Source organism: Mesorhizobium sp. M0106 (assembly GCF_040322715.1).
GTDB lineage: Bacteria > Pseudomonadota > Alphaproteobacteria > Rhizobiales > Rhizobiaceae > Mesorhizobium.
The window spans coordinates 1-13,565 of record NZ_JAMYUA010000052.1 but is presented as its reverse complement, the minus strand read 5'-3'; the positions used below and the strand labels follow the sequence as shown (position 1 = coordinate 13,565).

The window sequence follows — 13,565 nt, the reverse complement described above, 5'->3', positions numbered from 1 at the left end:
TGTCGCCGCTGCAGCGCACGGCGATCCTGAAGGACAATGAGCGCAAGCGCCGTCTGATCGCTCCTCTCGTGGACGGTGATGCATGACCGCGCTTGGGCCGAAGAGCGAAGCCGCGCTGAGGGCGGCCGTGGAGCGGCTGCTCGACGGTCGCCCCGCCCGCACCGACGGGGCGCTGACCGTCGCCAACCTGGCGCGCGAGGCCGGCGTCAGCCGGGCGACGGCGAACCGGGCCGGCGCTCTTCTTGCCGAGTTCCGTGCCGCCGAAGCGCGCCACCGGAGATCCTCCCCCAGAGTCCTCAAGGAGCGCATTCGCGCCCTCGAAGCCGAGCTCCGCGCCGTGCGCGGCGCCGAGATGGCCGAGCTGCGGGCGCTGGCCCGCACGCTTGCGCAGCACATCCAGGTTCTGACGTTGCAGGTCGCCGAGCGCGATGCGGTGATCGACGGCCTGCGGGAGGAACTGGCTCGATCACCTGCGACCAGCGTTGTGCCGCTACGACGCCCGTCTCACGACAGCGTTGGCTGAGAGCCGCGCAGCTTCGTAACCGATCTGGCCCGGGCCGTCCATCATGGTCGGCGCTCCCACGCTCGCCCTCTCCGTCGAGGCAGGGGCTCGGGCTGTGGCTGCCGGCCCCTCAACCCTGTTCCGCACCAGCACCGAGAACAGGATGTGACGGGCCGGCTACCCGCCGTTCGACCTACGCGGATCGAACTGGTCAAACCGACCAAAGCGGGACCTCGGAGCACCCCGACGGGAAGGCCAGTGTGCGGTGTGACGGCGATACGCGGCTCGCATGACCGTGTTAAGGTCCATCCGTGATTGAGGAAGGATGGCAAGCCATGGAACCCGCACAACTACGATATAATTGGGCTGATTCCGACGTCTACGAGGCTTTCATGGGGCGCTGGAGCGAACATCTGGCAAGCCTATTTCTCGCCCATGTCAATGTCGCTCCGGGCGGTCGCGTACTCGATGTAGCCTGTGGGACAGGTGTGTTGACGAAAGCACTGGCCGAGGCGGGCGCGCATGTGATTGGTGTTGATGCATCGGAGGGATACTTGGAAGGAGCCCGCCTTCGTCGATCCCACCCCAATATCGCATATGAACACGGCGATGTTCGGCACATGCGGTTCGACAACAACGTATTCGATGCGGCCGTTTCCACGCTGGCCCTGGACGTTATCCCGGAAATTGAACAGGTAGTTGCCGAGATGAAGCGCGTGACCCGTCCGGGCGGCGTGGTCGCGTCCGCTGTTACTCAGTTCTTTGGTGGCATGCCCGCCTTCGACCTCGTCTATAACACCGGTGCTCTGCTTGATGCGGACGTCGCCAGGCTGAGATCCATGCGGGCGGGGCGACAGCAATTCTGGCCAAACGGTCAGGCGGCATTGTGGCGGAAGCTCGGCCTCGACGACGTGACGGAGGTTCCCGTTGTCGTGGATTGCGAGTATCAGTCCTTCGCGGATTATTGGGCTACGTTCACCGACGGCCCGGGCAGCGTCACAGCCATGTTGAAGGCACTTTCGGATGACGCCCGCGGTTCGATCGAGCAGCATGTTCGTGCCGGATATCTGGTTGACTTGCCCGATGGACCCCGGTCATTTCCCATGATGTTCCGTGTGGTGCGCGGCTTGGTCCCAGCCTGATCCTGGAGGGCATGCAATAAGGCCTGCGAAGGTCCGGTGGGGCCAAACTGCGACGTCTATCGAAACTAATTAGGTGAATGTCCGCTTCTGCATTCCGGTCGCTCAAGGCAGTCTGACTGCTCTCGGCCACGGCCGCTAGTTGTCGACTTGTGACTTATCTAATCTGTCTCATGCTGATCTGCTGAGCAAAGATCCGGTGAATTCTCGGGATCCAGCGCCCCAAGAGCACCGCTGAGACAGGTTGATTGTTCAGATAACGCGCCGAGCAGATGAAGACCTTGGAAATCGAGAACGGACGCCTCGAGTTGCGGGCGGTAACAGGCCCCGACTACGGCAGAATATTTGACTCAGAACTGGTCGATGCCGTGCAGAAGATCGCCGGCAACGGTAGCGGCGACACGCGCTGGAAAGTGCCTGGCGTGCTCGACTGGTCGACGGGAATCTACAATCCGAACGTCGACATCTCCAACGACAGGACAACGCTCTATGCGTCCGACCGTGATGTCTTTGTCTTCCTCGTCGACGACCTGAATCCGATCGAAGCCGGCAAGCTGCCCGATGGCTCGCCCGACGTCTTTTTCAGGGGGATTTATTGCTGGAGCTCCGAAGTCGGCGCCCGAACGCTCGGAATCGCTAGCTTCTATCTACGTGCAGTTTGCCAGAATCCTTGTCTGTGGGGCGTGGAAAATTTCGAGGAAATCACCATCCGGCATTCCAAATATGCCGCCTCGCGTTTTGCCCTGGAAGCCGAACCAGCGCTGATCCAGTTCGCGGAGTCTTCGCCCATGCCGTTCGTCAATGGCATCAAGGCTTCGCGGGAGCGGATCGTCGCTCGCGACGATGAAGATCGCCAGAGGTTCCTGCGCAAGCGCGGATTCTCCAAGGCGGAGACCACCAGGATCATCGATGCCGTGCTTTCGGAGGAAGGGCACCCGCCCGCCTCGATTTTCGACTTCGTGCAGGGCATTACGCGGGTAGCGCGCGACAAGCCGCATCAGGATGTTCGCCTGGAGATGGAGGGCAAGGCCAAGAAGCTGCTCGATCTAGCAGCATGATACCGCAATGCTGCGCGAGGAGTATGAACGTCACTGGGCTGCTGAGGCTGCCAGTGTCCGAACATGTGCATCGCTGCGGCGCGCAGCACACGGCCTGCGCTGCCGGTCTGGCAAACACATCTCTCAGGTCTAGTTGTGCGCCGCACAAAATCGCAATGCTGCTATGCACAATTAATGCTTCTCGGCTGCGCGGAAGGGAGTAGCCTCGGTATCGAGTTTCGTCCGGGTCACCTCCTCCCGACCTTGGCGATCAGGGACGGCATTTATTCCTCCCGAATGCTGTCGTCCAAATCAAGCCCGCCGCACCTCCTCCCGCGGCGGGCTTTTTCGTTATGCGAGCGGCGGCTTCTGGCAGCCCGATTGCAGGAAACGAATTCGGAGGTCCGTCAGTCGGGTAGGTTGAACCGTTCGATGGTGATGGTACGCGCGACATCCACCGTAATCTCCAGCACTTCGTTTCATGCCTCCTCCCCACCGAGGTCCGAAAGGGCGAGATGAAAGAGCCTGTGCTGGAGATCGAGGCTCATCAGGCCAGGGCGGTGTTGAAGGCGACCAGCCCGACATGCAGCTCCTCGCGGCGATAGAGGCCACGAAAGTCGGTCGTGTTGTGGGTGACGAGCACATAGCCGTCATCGACGCCGGGTCACCATATGGTCCTTGGCGGAGGCCCAGCCAGCGCACATGGCTCACTCGGGAAAACCCCGTTCGCGCGCCAGCTTCGCAAGCTCTGGGCTCAGGCATTCGTCGATCAGGAATGTCACGAAACGGCCGGCAGATCGTCGAGACGGATTGTGCGTGTCGACTTCGCCGCCGTGCTGCGCCACGCTGGCTTGACCGGCGGACGGCCACGCCGCGGATAGGCGAGCGCATAGTCGGCCGCGAGCCCAATCTGGTCGAGAGTCAGTTGCGGATAGGCGGCACGGATCGTCTCGGGCGTATCGCCATTGGCGAGCATGTCGGCAATGTCATGAACAAGCACGCGTGTTCCCACAAAGGCCGGCTGACCGCTAAGTACCGCTGGATCGCGCGCCACCATGGCCTTGGCTTTCCTCAACCGGCTGAGGCCGGTCCTTACCCCGGCGATGATCGGCTTCAGATCGACCTTAAGCGGATCGTCCGCGACCACGGGCGCAGCATCATCGGCAATGGCGTGCTCGACGATCCGCCGCCGCGCGGCAGGCGTCAGCGTCTCCGCCGTCAGCCAGGCGAGGCGTAGGCCGACGAGACCCGCTCCGATGATGACGCGGCTGCCGCGGCGTGTCTCGACACGGCCGCGTAGCAATCCGGCATCGATGATGCGATGCACCTGCTTAAGCGGCACCTGCGTTACCGCCGCCGCCTCATTGGCGGTGAGCACTTCGGTACTAAACTCTGGCATGACAATAATCCTTCCACGTTCATGGAAGATATATAGTCACTCTGCCGTCCGCAGTCCAGCGAAGCTTTGCGGCAGGCGGCCGGCGCTGGTGTGAGGCATGGAGGCAGAGGGGGGAGGGGAGATTCCGTAGAGTAGGGATGAAGCGCCTTACCTCGTCTCCGAGGCAGGTCTCTTCATCCCCCGCTCCGAACCGGACGTGCAAGTTTCCAAGCATCCGGCTCTCCATGCGTGGCCTTCGGCCACGGGTGGCCCTCACAGTGTGGCGAGGGCGTTGGTCGAGTCCCAGAAGGTGGCATCCCCTTTTCGGAAGTGCTCATCCGGGTCGTTCCATCCGTTCGGTATGCGAAGGCCTCGGTCCGGGTATCGCGGGCGTTTGGTGTCGGCGAACCGGGCGAGTTTCTTCCTGCCCACTCGCCAACTGCCGCCTTTCCCGGCTCCCGACTCGGTGTATATACGGCGCAGTGTCCTTCCAGACGCCTTGCCGTGTTTCTTCCCGAGCCAGTACTTTATGCGCCGGTACAGCCACCAATCGTGCTTGCTGAACTCCCTCCATGCCCGTGTGGCATAGCGGTAGTAGTTGCGCCAGCCGATGATGACCGGGTTGAGGTCGTCGATGAGTTCAGCGAGGGTCTGGCCTGTTGGCTTTTCCCTCACCTTGACCTTGATCTTGTCGCGCAGGAACTGCGACTTGCCCTTCGGAATGAAGAGCAGGCCGACACGCCGGTCAGATGACGGCATCCTGACCTGCGCGACCCGATAGCCGAGAAAGTCGAAGCCTTCCCGGACATCGGTGATCTTGGTCTTTCCATCGACAACTCCATGCGCAATTCCTCTTTCAGGAACTGCGCCAGCGCCAGACGCTCTTCTTCGGCCTCCTGCTGTGTTCCCTGTACGAGGACGACGAAATCATCCGCGTACCGCACCACATAGAAGCCCGGCCGACCACGGCAATAGTCGGACTGCAGGCGCTGTTGCGCCCGCTCGCGGGTCTTGTCGCGTGGATTGGGAACCCAACGCCGGTATCTCTCGTCGATGGCCGTCAGATAGACGTTGGCCAAGAGCGGCGAGACGATTCCCCCCCTGCGGGGTGCCGGTCACCGGGTGCCGAAGGCTGCCTTCGATCATGATGTCGGCCTTCAGGAAGGCGAGCACCAGCCCCAGGACCTTGCGGTCCCGGACGCGGCGTCGCACGCGTTCCATCAGCACGTGATGATCGATGGCATCGAAGCACCCTTTGATATCCCCCTCGATCACATACCGGGTCCGCGAAGGACCGGCTGATGTCGGGTTCAACTTATGGCGCACCCTCGCGAGTGCATCATGGGTGCTCCGGCCGGGACGGAAGCCATACGAGGTCGGATAGAAGTCCGCCTCGAAGATCGGCTCCAGCACCAGCTTGAGCGCCATCTGGACCAGTCGGTCTCTGAGCGTGGGTATGCCCAAGGGTCGGAACTTTCCCGGTTTGCCGGGCTTCGGTATTAACCTCTGCCGGACAGGTTCAGGCCGGTAAGTTCCCTGCCGCAGGTCTTGCCGGATATCTTCCAGAAAGCCTGCGACACCATCGGGCCGCCCTTCGACCGCCTTGCGCGTCACGCCGTCCGTACCGGGCGTGTTGCTACCCTTGTTACGGGCCAGCCGTTGCCAGGCATGAAGCAGCGTTCCGCGATCGCATACGATATTGAACAGATCCGCAAACCTCTTGTCGGGGTCCGCGGCACTCCACCGATACAGCTTGCGCTGCATGTCGAGAATGAACCCGGTATTCACCGTGTTGGACATGGTTGTCCCTCTCCTGCTTACAAAGTGTATCCACTGCCCGCCTTCGCCATGCGGACGGCTTTCCCGTCCTCGGACTACTACGCAGGCTCCGCCCCCGCTTCGCGCGTTCGCCGGTCGCTTCGGCCAGCCGATCCCGTGAGGGTCGGCAACGCGGGCGGGTTCCCAAGTTCCACCAGCTGCTCCTCGTCCGCTGTAGGAGCCGACTCTACCCCGTGTGGAATCCGGCTTCCGGGCCTTGCAGGCTTTCCCGGACGCTGATGGCGGGTTTCCCCGACATCCCTGACGCGCACCCATCAATCGCGCGTCGGCACTCCACAAGTCTTTCGACTGCCTCACCCACTTCCGAGTCGGTGAGGAACCTCCTGACGGGGCTTCGGCCATCGGTTCGGTTTCCCTCTCCATGGCGGACTCGCTGGCCGGGCCGTTCTCGGGATCGGAAGTTCCCTCACGCCCGGCTTTAACGGGTTCTGCTGATTTACGGCTCCCCGGAAGCACCCGGTCGGCCTCACCCGTTCGCTTCGCGCCCCACGCTGCACCGTGTGGCGGGGAGGGTTTTTCGCCCTCCGGAGATGTTGGTGGCTAGTCTTCCAACTCGGCTTTTCTCCTTTCTGGTCAAAGAGTTAGAGGGCTGTGCTTGGCGCACTGACGGGCTTGGAGGTTCGGGGAGAGGCCCCGGGCCGCCCGTCATGGAGAACCTGACCATGGCAAAGAACGCCATTCAGAAGATCGCGATGAACGCCGCGGAGAACATTCCCTATGACAAGCTCAGGCTGTCGCAGAAGAATGTCCGGCGCATCAAGGACGGCGTGTCTATCGAGCAGCTGGCCGAGGACATCGGGCGGCGAAAGCTCATCCAGAGCCTGAACGTCCGTCCGATGCTCGACGGCGAGGGCGAGGAGACCGGCACGTTTGAGGTGCCGGCCGGCGGTCGTCGCTATCTGGCGCTCGGCATCCTCATCAAGCAAAAGCGCCTGGCCAAGAACGAGCCGATCCCCTGCATCGTCAACCGCAGGCAGGAGACCTCGGCCGAAGAGGACTCGCTTGCTGAAAACCTGCGGCGCGCCGACCTGCACCCGCTCGACCAGTTCCGGGCCTTCAAGACGCTCAGCGATCAGGGCCTCGATCCGGACGAGATTGGCGCCCGCTTTTTCGTATCACCGGCGACAGTGAGACAGCGTCTGCGGCTGGCATCGGTGTCGCCGAGGCTTCTCGGTCTCTACGAGAAGGACGAAATCCGGCTTGAGCAGATCATGGCGTTTTCGATCTCGGACGATCATGCACGTCAGGAGCAGGTCTGGGAACGGATTGTCGGCTCGCACATGCAGGAACCCTATTACATCAGGCGCCTGCTGACGGAGACCACGGTCAGGGCCGATGATCGCCGGGCCGTCTATGTCGGCGCCGAAGCCTATGAGGCTGCAGGCGGCGTCATCCTGCGCGACCTGTTCGAGCAGGATTCCGGCGGCTGGTTCCAGGATGCGGCACTCCTCGAGCAGCTTGTCTTCGACAGGCTGAAGGTGGATGCCGAGGCGATCCGCGCCGAGGGCTGGAAATGGGTCGAGGCGGCGATCAGCTTTCCCTACGGCCATACCTCCGGCATGCGGCGCATCTATGCCGAGCCGCAGGAGCTCAGCGCCGAGGAGATCGAACGCTACGACGCGCTCAAGGCCGAATACGACAAGCTCGACGCGGACTATGCCAAGGCCGAGGATGCCGACAAAGCGATCGAGGCGAAGCTCGACCAGCTGGGCGCAGAGCTCGATGCGATCGATGATCGTCCTCAAAGCTACGATCCCGCCCAGAAGGCCATCGCCGGTGTGTTCGTTACCCTTGCCGCGAACGGCAAGCTCCAGGTCGACGCCGGTTTCGTGCGGTCCGAGGACGAACCGCGGACCGAAACCGGCGATGTCCGTGAGGGCGAGGAGCAGGATGCTGGAGATGAAGCCAGATCCAATGGCGACGATGATGGCGATGGTGTTGTCGTCAACGGCAAGCCGGTGAATGACAGCGCTAGTGACGACGGCGAGGACGATGGCATCAAGCCGCTGCCCGATCGGCTCGTCTTCGACCTGACCGCACAGCGGACGCTGGCGCTGCGCAACGCGCTCGCCGCTGACGTCGACATCGCCTTCGTCGCCGCACTCCATGCCTTCGTCCTGCAGCTCTTCTATCGCTTCGCGCCGGACACGTGCCTGGAGATCAGCCTGAAGAGCGGCGGCTTCAGCCAGGTCGACGGTCTTGCCGAGACATCCTGGGCGAAGGAGATCGCCGAGCGCCATGAAGCCTGGGATCGCGATCTGCCCGATGAGGCGGATGGCCTGTGGAACTTCCTTCTCGGCCTCGACGAAGCAAGCCGCAAGCCGCTGTTCGCGCACTGCGTCTCGCTGACCCTCAATGCGGTGGTCGAACCCTGGAACAGGCGACCGAAGGCGCTCAAGCATGCAGACGTGCTTGGCCGTTCCCTCCAGTTCGACATGGTCGACGCCGGCTGGACGCCTACGGTCGAGTTCCTCGGGCGGCTCACCAAGGCGCGGATTCTACAGGCAGTCCATGAAGCTCGTGGCGCAGACTCCGCGCAGCTGATCGACCACATGAAGAAGGACATCATGGCGCGTGAGGCCGCGCGTCTTCTCGAAGGGTCGAACTGGTTGCCCGAGCCGCTGCGTCTTGAGGTCAATGAAGTGGCTACCGATGCTGGCGACGCGGTCGCCGGCGATATGTCGGACGAGGCGGCTCTCGACGGCGATGCCACCGAGCTGCCGGCCTTCCTCGCCGACGATGCGGATCCGTCCTCCGATGAGCCGGTGACCATCGACGGCGACGAGGCGGACCACCTCCAGGCCGCTGAATAATCGGCCTCACGCTCGCACCGGGCCCGGCACTCCCGCCGGGCCCTTTTTCGTTTTCCGACATGGAGAAACCCGCATGTCCGCACATATCGTGTACGAATCCGCCCCATTGGGGAGCGTTATCCGATACAGCGACGGCGCGGCGAAGCCGCCGGCTCGCTTTTCCAAGAAGTTCGCCGTCTGGGAGAGCCGCAACGGCGTCGGTCGCCTGGTCAGGAAGGAACCGCCGGGCGAGCGCGCGACCTATAGCTCGCCCGCCCATTTCACCCTGCATGAGGGCGATTTTGGGCAGGGCGGCATCATCGTCGTCTCGGTCAGGCGCACTTGGTCCGTCGAGAGTGACCTGCGTTTCGAGGTCATCGAGCGTCCCATGATCGGCATGGTCCGCGTCCTGCAGGAACTCGGCGACAGCCCGGAGCTGCTCTATCTCGCCAAGGATCGCGAGGCGGCCGAACGCTGGCTCGCCAGCAATTCGTACAGCCGAGCCTATCTCGAAGAGGTCTCCGCCGATGAGGTCGGCGCCCACGTCATTGAGGGCCGCGCGGTCGCCTGACCGTTTCACCATTTAACCCACCCGACCACAGGCCCGGATCGCGCGAGCGATCGCGGGCCTGTTCAATTTCATGGAGATCGACATGTTCGACTGGAACAGAAGCTGCTCCTATGACGAGCAGCACAAGAGACGTTTTCACGCGACAGCCCGTTCACGGCTGAAGAAACTCGCCGCCGAACTAAACCTGCCGCAGGGAACTTTTGACCTGCGCTCAAACAACACGGGCATAGCCGTTTCCGGTGAAATCACCCTGCACCATGACCGCGCCCACATCCAGGTCGGCCAGTTCGGTTTGTCCTCAGGTCACGGCATCCTGATCCGCACCTGCAAGGGCCGCAAGGACTACATCGGCGGGGCCAACCACTTCGTCGCGCTCGGCATGCTCGACGACATCCCGGCGCTCGCCGCCGCCGTGCGTGCCATCACTGGGGTTGGTCGAGACGCTTCGCCTTCCTCCGAGCGACGCGCCGCCTGAATCCTGCAAACCCCATCATCGCCGGTGCACACGCCGGCCGCAGGCTCGGCCAGTCGACAGCCACAACATCACCAAGCACTTGCGACGACGCGGTTCATGCCGCGCGTGGCCGACCCGCGTTCAGGAGAACCCCATGACCGCACATCCACCCTTCAGGAAGGTGCTCGACGGCGTCGCCACCCGCGAGCAGATGTTCCAACAGCTCAGCCGACACAAAGATACTCCCGGCATCGATCCGCTTTCCGGCACTCCCTATTCAGGCGAGTGGTTCCAGATCACCGCGTCAGAATATCACTTCATGCTCGGTTTGCTGCCGCCGCTCTTCATGCGCACCGGCATGTTCGGCATGTCGGAGTTCAAGGCCGGCAACGTGACCAGCGTATTCTTCGCGATCCGGATCCGCGGCCGCGAACGCTGTTTTCATGGTTTTTGCGACCTCACGGACCGGCAATCCCCGGACAAGATGCGCGCCGCCATCATCGCCCACGAGACCGGCGCGAGCGACAGCAGGACCCGCGCGGAGAAGCTCGAGGCGATCTGGAACATGACCCCCGTCGAACTCAGGGGCATCGCCCGCAACGCAGATCCCGAGACCGGGTGGGCCGAACATCGCGGCAAAGGCACGGTTCTCGTTAACGCCGGAAGGCATGATGCTGTCTTCAAGCTGCTCGATGATCTGTCGGATCTCGAGATTGACGAACTCCTGTCCTCCGCCCGATCAAGCCGGAACTCAAAGAAGGGAGGCGACGATAAAGGTTATCCCTGAGAGCTGCCGCTCGGAAGCGAAACGTCCCTATTAGCACGGTCCGCCTACTCCGCTGAAATGAGGCGCGTCGGATAGGCTATGCGGCGCGATGTCTATCGAGGAGGCGTACCATTGGACGCCGACGGGCGAGACGCTCTCGCACATTACGATCGCTTGCACGCAGCCCTATCGCTTTCCAAGATACCGTGACGGCAACCGACATTGCTCGATCAGTGCGTCGCCGCCGGCCGGCGCATTTTCACGGTATTTAAGGCCAGCACCGACCAGGTGCTCGTAGTCCAGCGAGCCACCTATCAGGGTCAGACTTCAACTCGGATGATCCTTGTCACCTGATCACCGTGGGTAATCGCCCTTAGCGAAGCCGTGTGGCCGGCTGGTTCGACGATATGATCGGCCAGTCACCGCGCAAAACTTCGGATCAGGACCTGCCGCGCAGGATGTATCCGGCATTGCGTAAGGCGCCGATGAAGAGGCTGGCCGGGCCGGCGATACTCGTCCTGGCCTGCATCGGTAGCGGCAGAGTGTTCCAGTCCTCCAAGGGAGCGATAAAGCTGGAGAAAGTGCCGTTGACCATGCAATGGCTGATCGCCGAGCCCTGCTTGTCCAGCGCCAGAATGCCTGTCTGGTTGCTTGGATATCGGACGGCGGCGATCCGCTGCATTTCCAAGTCGCCATCGATGCGCAAATCAAAAAGCAGGACGCCGTGGCTTCGGTTGGCAATTTCTGCGACTTTTTCCGTGAATCCAAGAGGAAGCGCACGGACGCTGTCGACCGCCATCCCGAAAACAATCGCGTCCAGCTCATCCGCCGCCATGAGAAGATTTGCTCCCAAGAAAATCAGGATTGCAATCGATGCAGTCGGTTGTGCACAGTCATCGGATGCGGACGGCTGTTAGTCCCTTGTACGTTTGCCCGGCGGCAACGAATGACGGCGTAGGCGGCGCTCGATGCAGGGGGGTTCTTTACCGAACCTGGAGCATGCGAGCCTCGTCAGCATGTCGAAATTTGTCAGCTGCCGGTGGATCGAGCGAAGTGGCGCCTGTGGATGGCGGGCATGGATAGGCTCTGAAGGTCGCGTCAAATGAGACCTCGGCTCGCAATAGACCGTTTGCGTCCCGGTGATCGAGCCAGTCCCCGAGGTCAGGGAAACCTCGCTTGCTCGTCGCTGGCCTTCTCCGATAAAGCTCGGCAAGAGCGATAAGATGCCTAGGCGCAGAATACTCGCTGACGCGAAACAGCGACTTGGCTGCAAGTCGTCCTCACATCAAGGAAGGGACTATGAAGCGCCAGATCCGGCCATTTATCGTGGAAGTCAAACAGAAGCGCGGCAAGCAAAAGCCAAGCCATTCGATCTGGGGTGCTCTCGACCTGTCCAAAATTGTCACCGAGATGACGCAGCTGTCTGATGGCGCTCAGTTGCCAGGTTCTGAGCTCATTGACTCCAGTATAAGACCCATCGATGCTGATGACGGTGACAATCCACAAGCGGAGCATATCATGGCCGATTCTCAGGAAGCTCAAACTGTTCAGACAACAGTGGCACCAGCCAAAGTGGAAGCCCCTGAAGCGAAGAAGAAAGTTCCGCGAGCAAGGAAAGCGAAGGCAGAGCTCGCCAAGCCGACCCGCAAGAACGGGGCGAGACCAGGGCCTCAGGCGGCTGAACCTGCGGTGGCGGTGCGGACCGCCCGGAAGACCTATTCTGAGAAGGAACGCGCCCAGAAGCTTGCCCAGATCGAGAAGTCGATCGCTGGGGGTGCGACCAGCAAGAGTGCGGTCAGCCAAGCCGGCATTTCGGAGCAGACCTATTATCAGTGGAAGAAGGTTGCAGCGCCAGCCGCAGATAGCGGCGATCTGAAGGACCTGCTCGCGCTCGAGGAAGAAAACAAGCGCCTTAAGAACCTGCTTGCTGACCGTCTGCGTAAGGAAAATGCCGAGCTCAAGAAGAAGCTGGGCCTGGGGTAAGACATACTGAGCCTCGTCGGAAATTCCGCCGACGCTCAGAGCGGCAACGGCGGCATATCGCCTTCGCCGACCCGCCACACCCAGAAGCCGATCTCCGGACGCGCGGCGATCATTTCGTCGAGCGAAGCCTCGAACGCTTCGTCCGCGCCGGCCGGGACGACAAAGAGTGCGGTCGGCTGCTGCCTGTCCTGGAGCAAAGCGTTGGCGATCGGCTGGTCGGTTTGCAGGTCGTAGCGCAATCCCTTCACGCTCTTCTCGCGAAGGCGGGCGAGCGCGTCAACGAGCCGCTTTTCCGAGACCGTCTCGAAAGGGATCCAGTTCTCGGATACCACCATTAATGCGACCTCCTCAACAACGGCGAGGCCGGCCGGGTTCAGTCCGAAGGTCGCGATCACTATCAGATGTGAGCTGGAATCCGCTCCCCACAGCGACAATTCTCTCTCGAAACGTGCCTGCAAACGCCGATGCAATGCATCGTCGATGACAAAGGGAAAGCCCGGCAAATGTCTGACGACGAGTTTCCGACCGGATCGGGCGGGCATGATTTCCTTCACCTCGCCGACCAGAACCAGTAGCTTTCGTGGGCCGGATTTCGGCGGGAGCGCCATGCCGAGAGCCGCATTGCGGCGATGTTCGATCGCTTGCCTGTTCTCGGCGCGAAACGGCTCGGGCACGAACAGGATATCCGCGAGGGGCCCGCCCCTCACCGTCATTTGCCCGGCAGCCTCGAGCAGATGCCAGCGGACATTCCACCAATGTCGCTTACCGGCCCATCGGGATGTCCAGACCGTCAATTCGGCCTCCTGCCATAGATAATGGAGCAGGCCACGCAGCGACATCCTCCTGGGGTCTCCAGTTACGCTGGCGGAGCTCTCGCCAGCAGGCGCGGATGCTGCCCGGCTCCCCGTCTTCGACAGGCTGAAATCGAGTTTCAAAGCAGCCATGCCGCTTTGCGGATCGAGCTGTATCGCGCTGCCCATCAAGGCGCCCAGGCCGGACAGCTCGTAAGGCGATTCATATGAATCACAGGATGGATCATGCCCGCCGCCGCTCAGCGGCATGCGCTTGATCAGGTGAAGGTCGCCGATGCGGGCGATGTACATC

12 protein-coding genes and 1 pseudogene are annotated in these 13,565 nt (G+C 62.1%); 8 read left to right on the top strand and 5 right to left on the bottom strand.

Going from position 1 to position 13,565, the window contains the following annotated elements:
- Positions 1-82 precede the first annotated feature (82 nt).
- The 3 genes and pseudogenes from NKJ55_RS30800 to NKJ55_RS30790 all read left to right on the top strand — a co-directional run.
- Positions 83-523 carry a hypothetical protein gene (locus NKJ55_RS30800; protein ID WP_352453168.1) on the top strand — a complete coding sequence of 147 codons (441 nt, stop codon included), beginning with the start codon at positions 83-85 and terminating at the stop codon, positions 521-523.
- 314 nt (positions 524-837) lie between these two features.
- The gene (locus NKJ55_RS30795) at positions 838-1,644 is read left to right on the top strand and encodes a class I SAM-dependent methyltransferase (protein ID WP_352453167.1); all 807 of its coding nucleotides are present in this window, start codon (positions 838-840) and stop codon (positions 1,642-1,644) included.
- A gap of 257 nt (positions 1,645-1,901) precedes the next feature.
- Positions 1,902-2,699 (top strand): annotated as a pseudogene (locus tag NKJ55_RS30790) (DUF932 domain-containing protein); the annotation flags it as partial.
- A 757-nt stretch (positions 2,700-3,456) separates the two neighbouring features.
- Here the strand turns inward: NKJ55_RS30790 and NKJ55_RS30785 are convergent.
- From NKJ55_RS30785 to NKJ55_RS30775, 3 genes are all read right to left on the bottom strand, one after another.
- Positions 3,457-4,077, bottom strand: coding sequence for a DUF433 domain-containing protein (locus tag NKJ55_RS30785; RefSeq protein ID WP_352453166.1), 621 nt, complete (start codon positions 4,075-4,077; stop codon positions 3,457-3,459).
- A gap of 252 nt (positions 4,078-4,329) precedes the next feature.
- Entirely contained in the window at positions 4,330-4,815 is a 486-nt protein-coding gene (locus tag NKJ55_RS30780; protein ID WP_352453165.1) for a group II intron maturase-specific domain-containing protein, read from the bottom strand.
- 168 nt (positions 4,816-4,983) lie between these two features.
- Complete coding sequence (locus NKJ55_RS30775; RefSeq protein WP_352453164.1) at positions 4,984-5,856, bottom strand: reverse transcriptase domain-containing protein; 873 nt, start codon at positions 5,854-5,856, stop codon at positions 4,984-4,986.
- Between the two features lie 701 nt (positions 5,857-6,557).
- Here NKJ55_RS30775 and NKJ55_RS30770 point away from each other — a divergent pair.
- The 4 genes from NKJ55_RS30770 to NKJ55_RS30755 all read left to right on the top strand — a co-directional run bounded on the left by NKJ55_RS30770 (position 6,558) and on the right by NKJ55_RS30755 (position 10,499).
- On the top strand, positions 6,558-8,708 hold the full coding sequence (locus NKJ55_RS30770) for a ParB/RepB/Spo0J family partition protein (RefSeq protein ID WP_352453163.1): 2,151 nt from the start codon (positions 6,558-6,560) through the stop codon (positions 8,706-8,708).
- A gap of 73 nt (positions 8,709-8,781) precedes the next feature.
- Positions 8,782-9,258 (top strand): UCP036055 family protein, encoded by a 477-nt coding sequence (locus NKJ55_RS30765; protein WP_352453162.1) that lies wholly within the window; start codon positions 8,782-8,784, stop codon positions 9,256-9,258.
- Between the two features lie 82 nt (positions 9,259-9,340).
- Positions 9,341-9,733 carry a hypothetical protein gene (locus tag NKJ55_RS30760; RefSeq protein WP_352453161.1) on the top strand — a complete coding sequence of 131 codons (393 nt, stop codon included), beginning with the start codon at positions 9,341-9,343 and terminating at the stop codon, positions 9,731-9,733.
- Positions 9,734-9,866: 133 nt separating this feature from the next.
- Complete coding sequence (locus NKJ55_RS30755) at positions 9,867-10,499, top strand: DUF1419 domain-containing protein (protein ID WP_352453188.1); 633 nt, start codon at positions 9,867-9,869, stop codon at positions 10,497-10,499.
- A gap of 418 nt (positions 10,500-10,917) precedes the next feature.
- Here NKJ55_RS30755 and NKJ55_RS30750 read toward each other — a convergent pair whose 3' ends face one another.
- Positions 10,918-11,313, bottom strand: a complete 396-nt coding sequence (locus tag NKJ55_RS30750) for a hypothetical protein (protein ID WP_352453160.1) — start codon at positions 11,311-11,313, stop codon at positions 10,918-10,920.
- Positions 11,314-11,777: 464 nt separating this feature from the next.
- On the opposite strand from NKJ55_RS30750, the gene NKJ55_RS30745 reads away from it, so the two are divergent.
- Positions 11,778-12,461, top strand: a complete 684-nt coding sequence (locus NKJ55_RS30745) for a transposase (protein WP_352453159.1) — start codon at positions 11,778-11,780, stop codon at positions 12,459-12,461.
- 35 nt (positions 12,462-12,496) lie between these two features.
- On the opposite strand, the gene NKJ55_RS30740 is transcribed toward NKJ55_RS30745, so the two are convergent.
- Positions 12,497-13,565, bottom strand: a 1,069-nt coding sequence (locus tag NKJ55_RS30740) for a DUF1173 domain-containing protein (RefSeq protein WP_352453158.1), incomplete at its 5' end; no start/stop codon positions are given.

Excerpts from the sequence above, each read along its gene's own strand:
- NKJ55_RS30800 (WP_352453168.1), top strand. The coding sequence starts at position 83 with ATGACCGCGCTTGGGCCGAAGAGCGAAGCCGCGCTGAGGGCGGCCGTG.
- NKJ55_RS30795 (WP_352453167.1), top strand. The coding sequence starts at position 838 with ATGGAACCCGCACAACTACGATATAATTGGGCTGATTCCGACGTCTAC.
- NKJ55_RS30785 (WP_352453166.1), bottom strand. The coding sequence starts at position 4,077 with ATGCCAGAGTTTAGTACCGAAGTGCTCACCGCCAATGAGGCGGCGGCG.
- NKJ55_RS30780 (WP_352453165.1), bottom strand. The coding sequence starts at position 4,815 with ATGCCGTCATCTGACCGGCGTGTCGGCCTGCTCTTCATTCCGAAGGGC.
- NKJ55_RS30775 (WP_352453164.1), bottom strand. The coding sequence starts at position 5,856 with ATGTCCAACACGGTGAATACCGGGTTCATTCTCGACATGCAGCGCAAG.
- NKJ55_RS30770 (WP_352453163.1), top strand. The coding sequence starts at position 6,558 with ATGGCAAAGAACGCCATTCAGAAGATCGCGATGAACGCCGCGGAGAAC.
- NKJ55_RS30765 (WP_352453162.1), top strand. The coding sequence starts at position 8,782 with ATGTCCGCACATATCGTGTACGAATCCGCCCCATTGGGGAGCGTTATC.
- NKJ55_RS30760 (WP_352453161.1), top strand. The coding sequence starts at position 9,341 with ATGTTCGACTGGAACAGAAGCTGCTCCTATGACGAGCAGCACAAGAGA.
- NKJ55_RS30755 (WP_352453188.1), top strand. The coding sequence starts at position 9,867 with ATGACCGCACATCCACCCTTCAGGAAGGTGCTCGACGGCGTCGCCACC.
- NKJ55_RS30750 (WP_352453160.1), bottom strand. The coding sequence starts at position 11,313 with ATGGCGGCGGATGAGCTGGACGCGATTGTTTTCGGGATGGCGGTCGAC.
- NKJ55_RS30745 (WP_352453159.1), top strand. The coding sequence starts at position 11,778 with ATGAAGCGCCAGATCCGGCCATTTATCGTGGAAGTCAAACAGAAGCGC.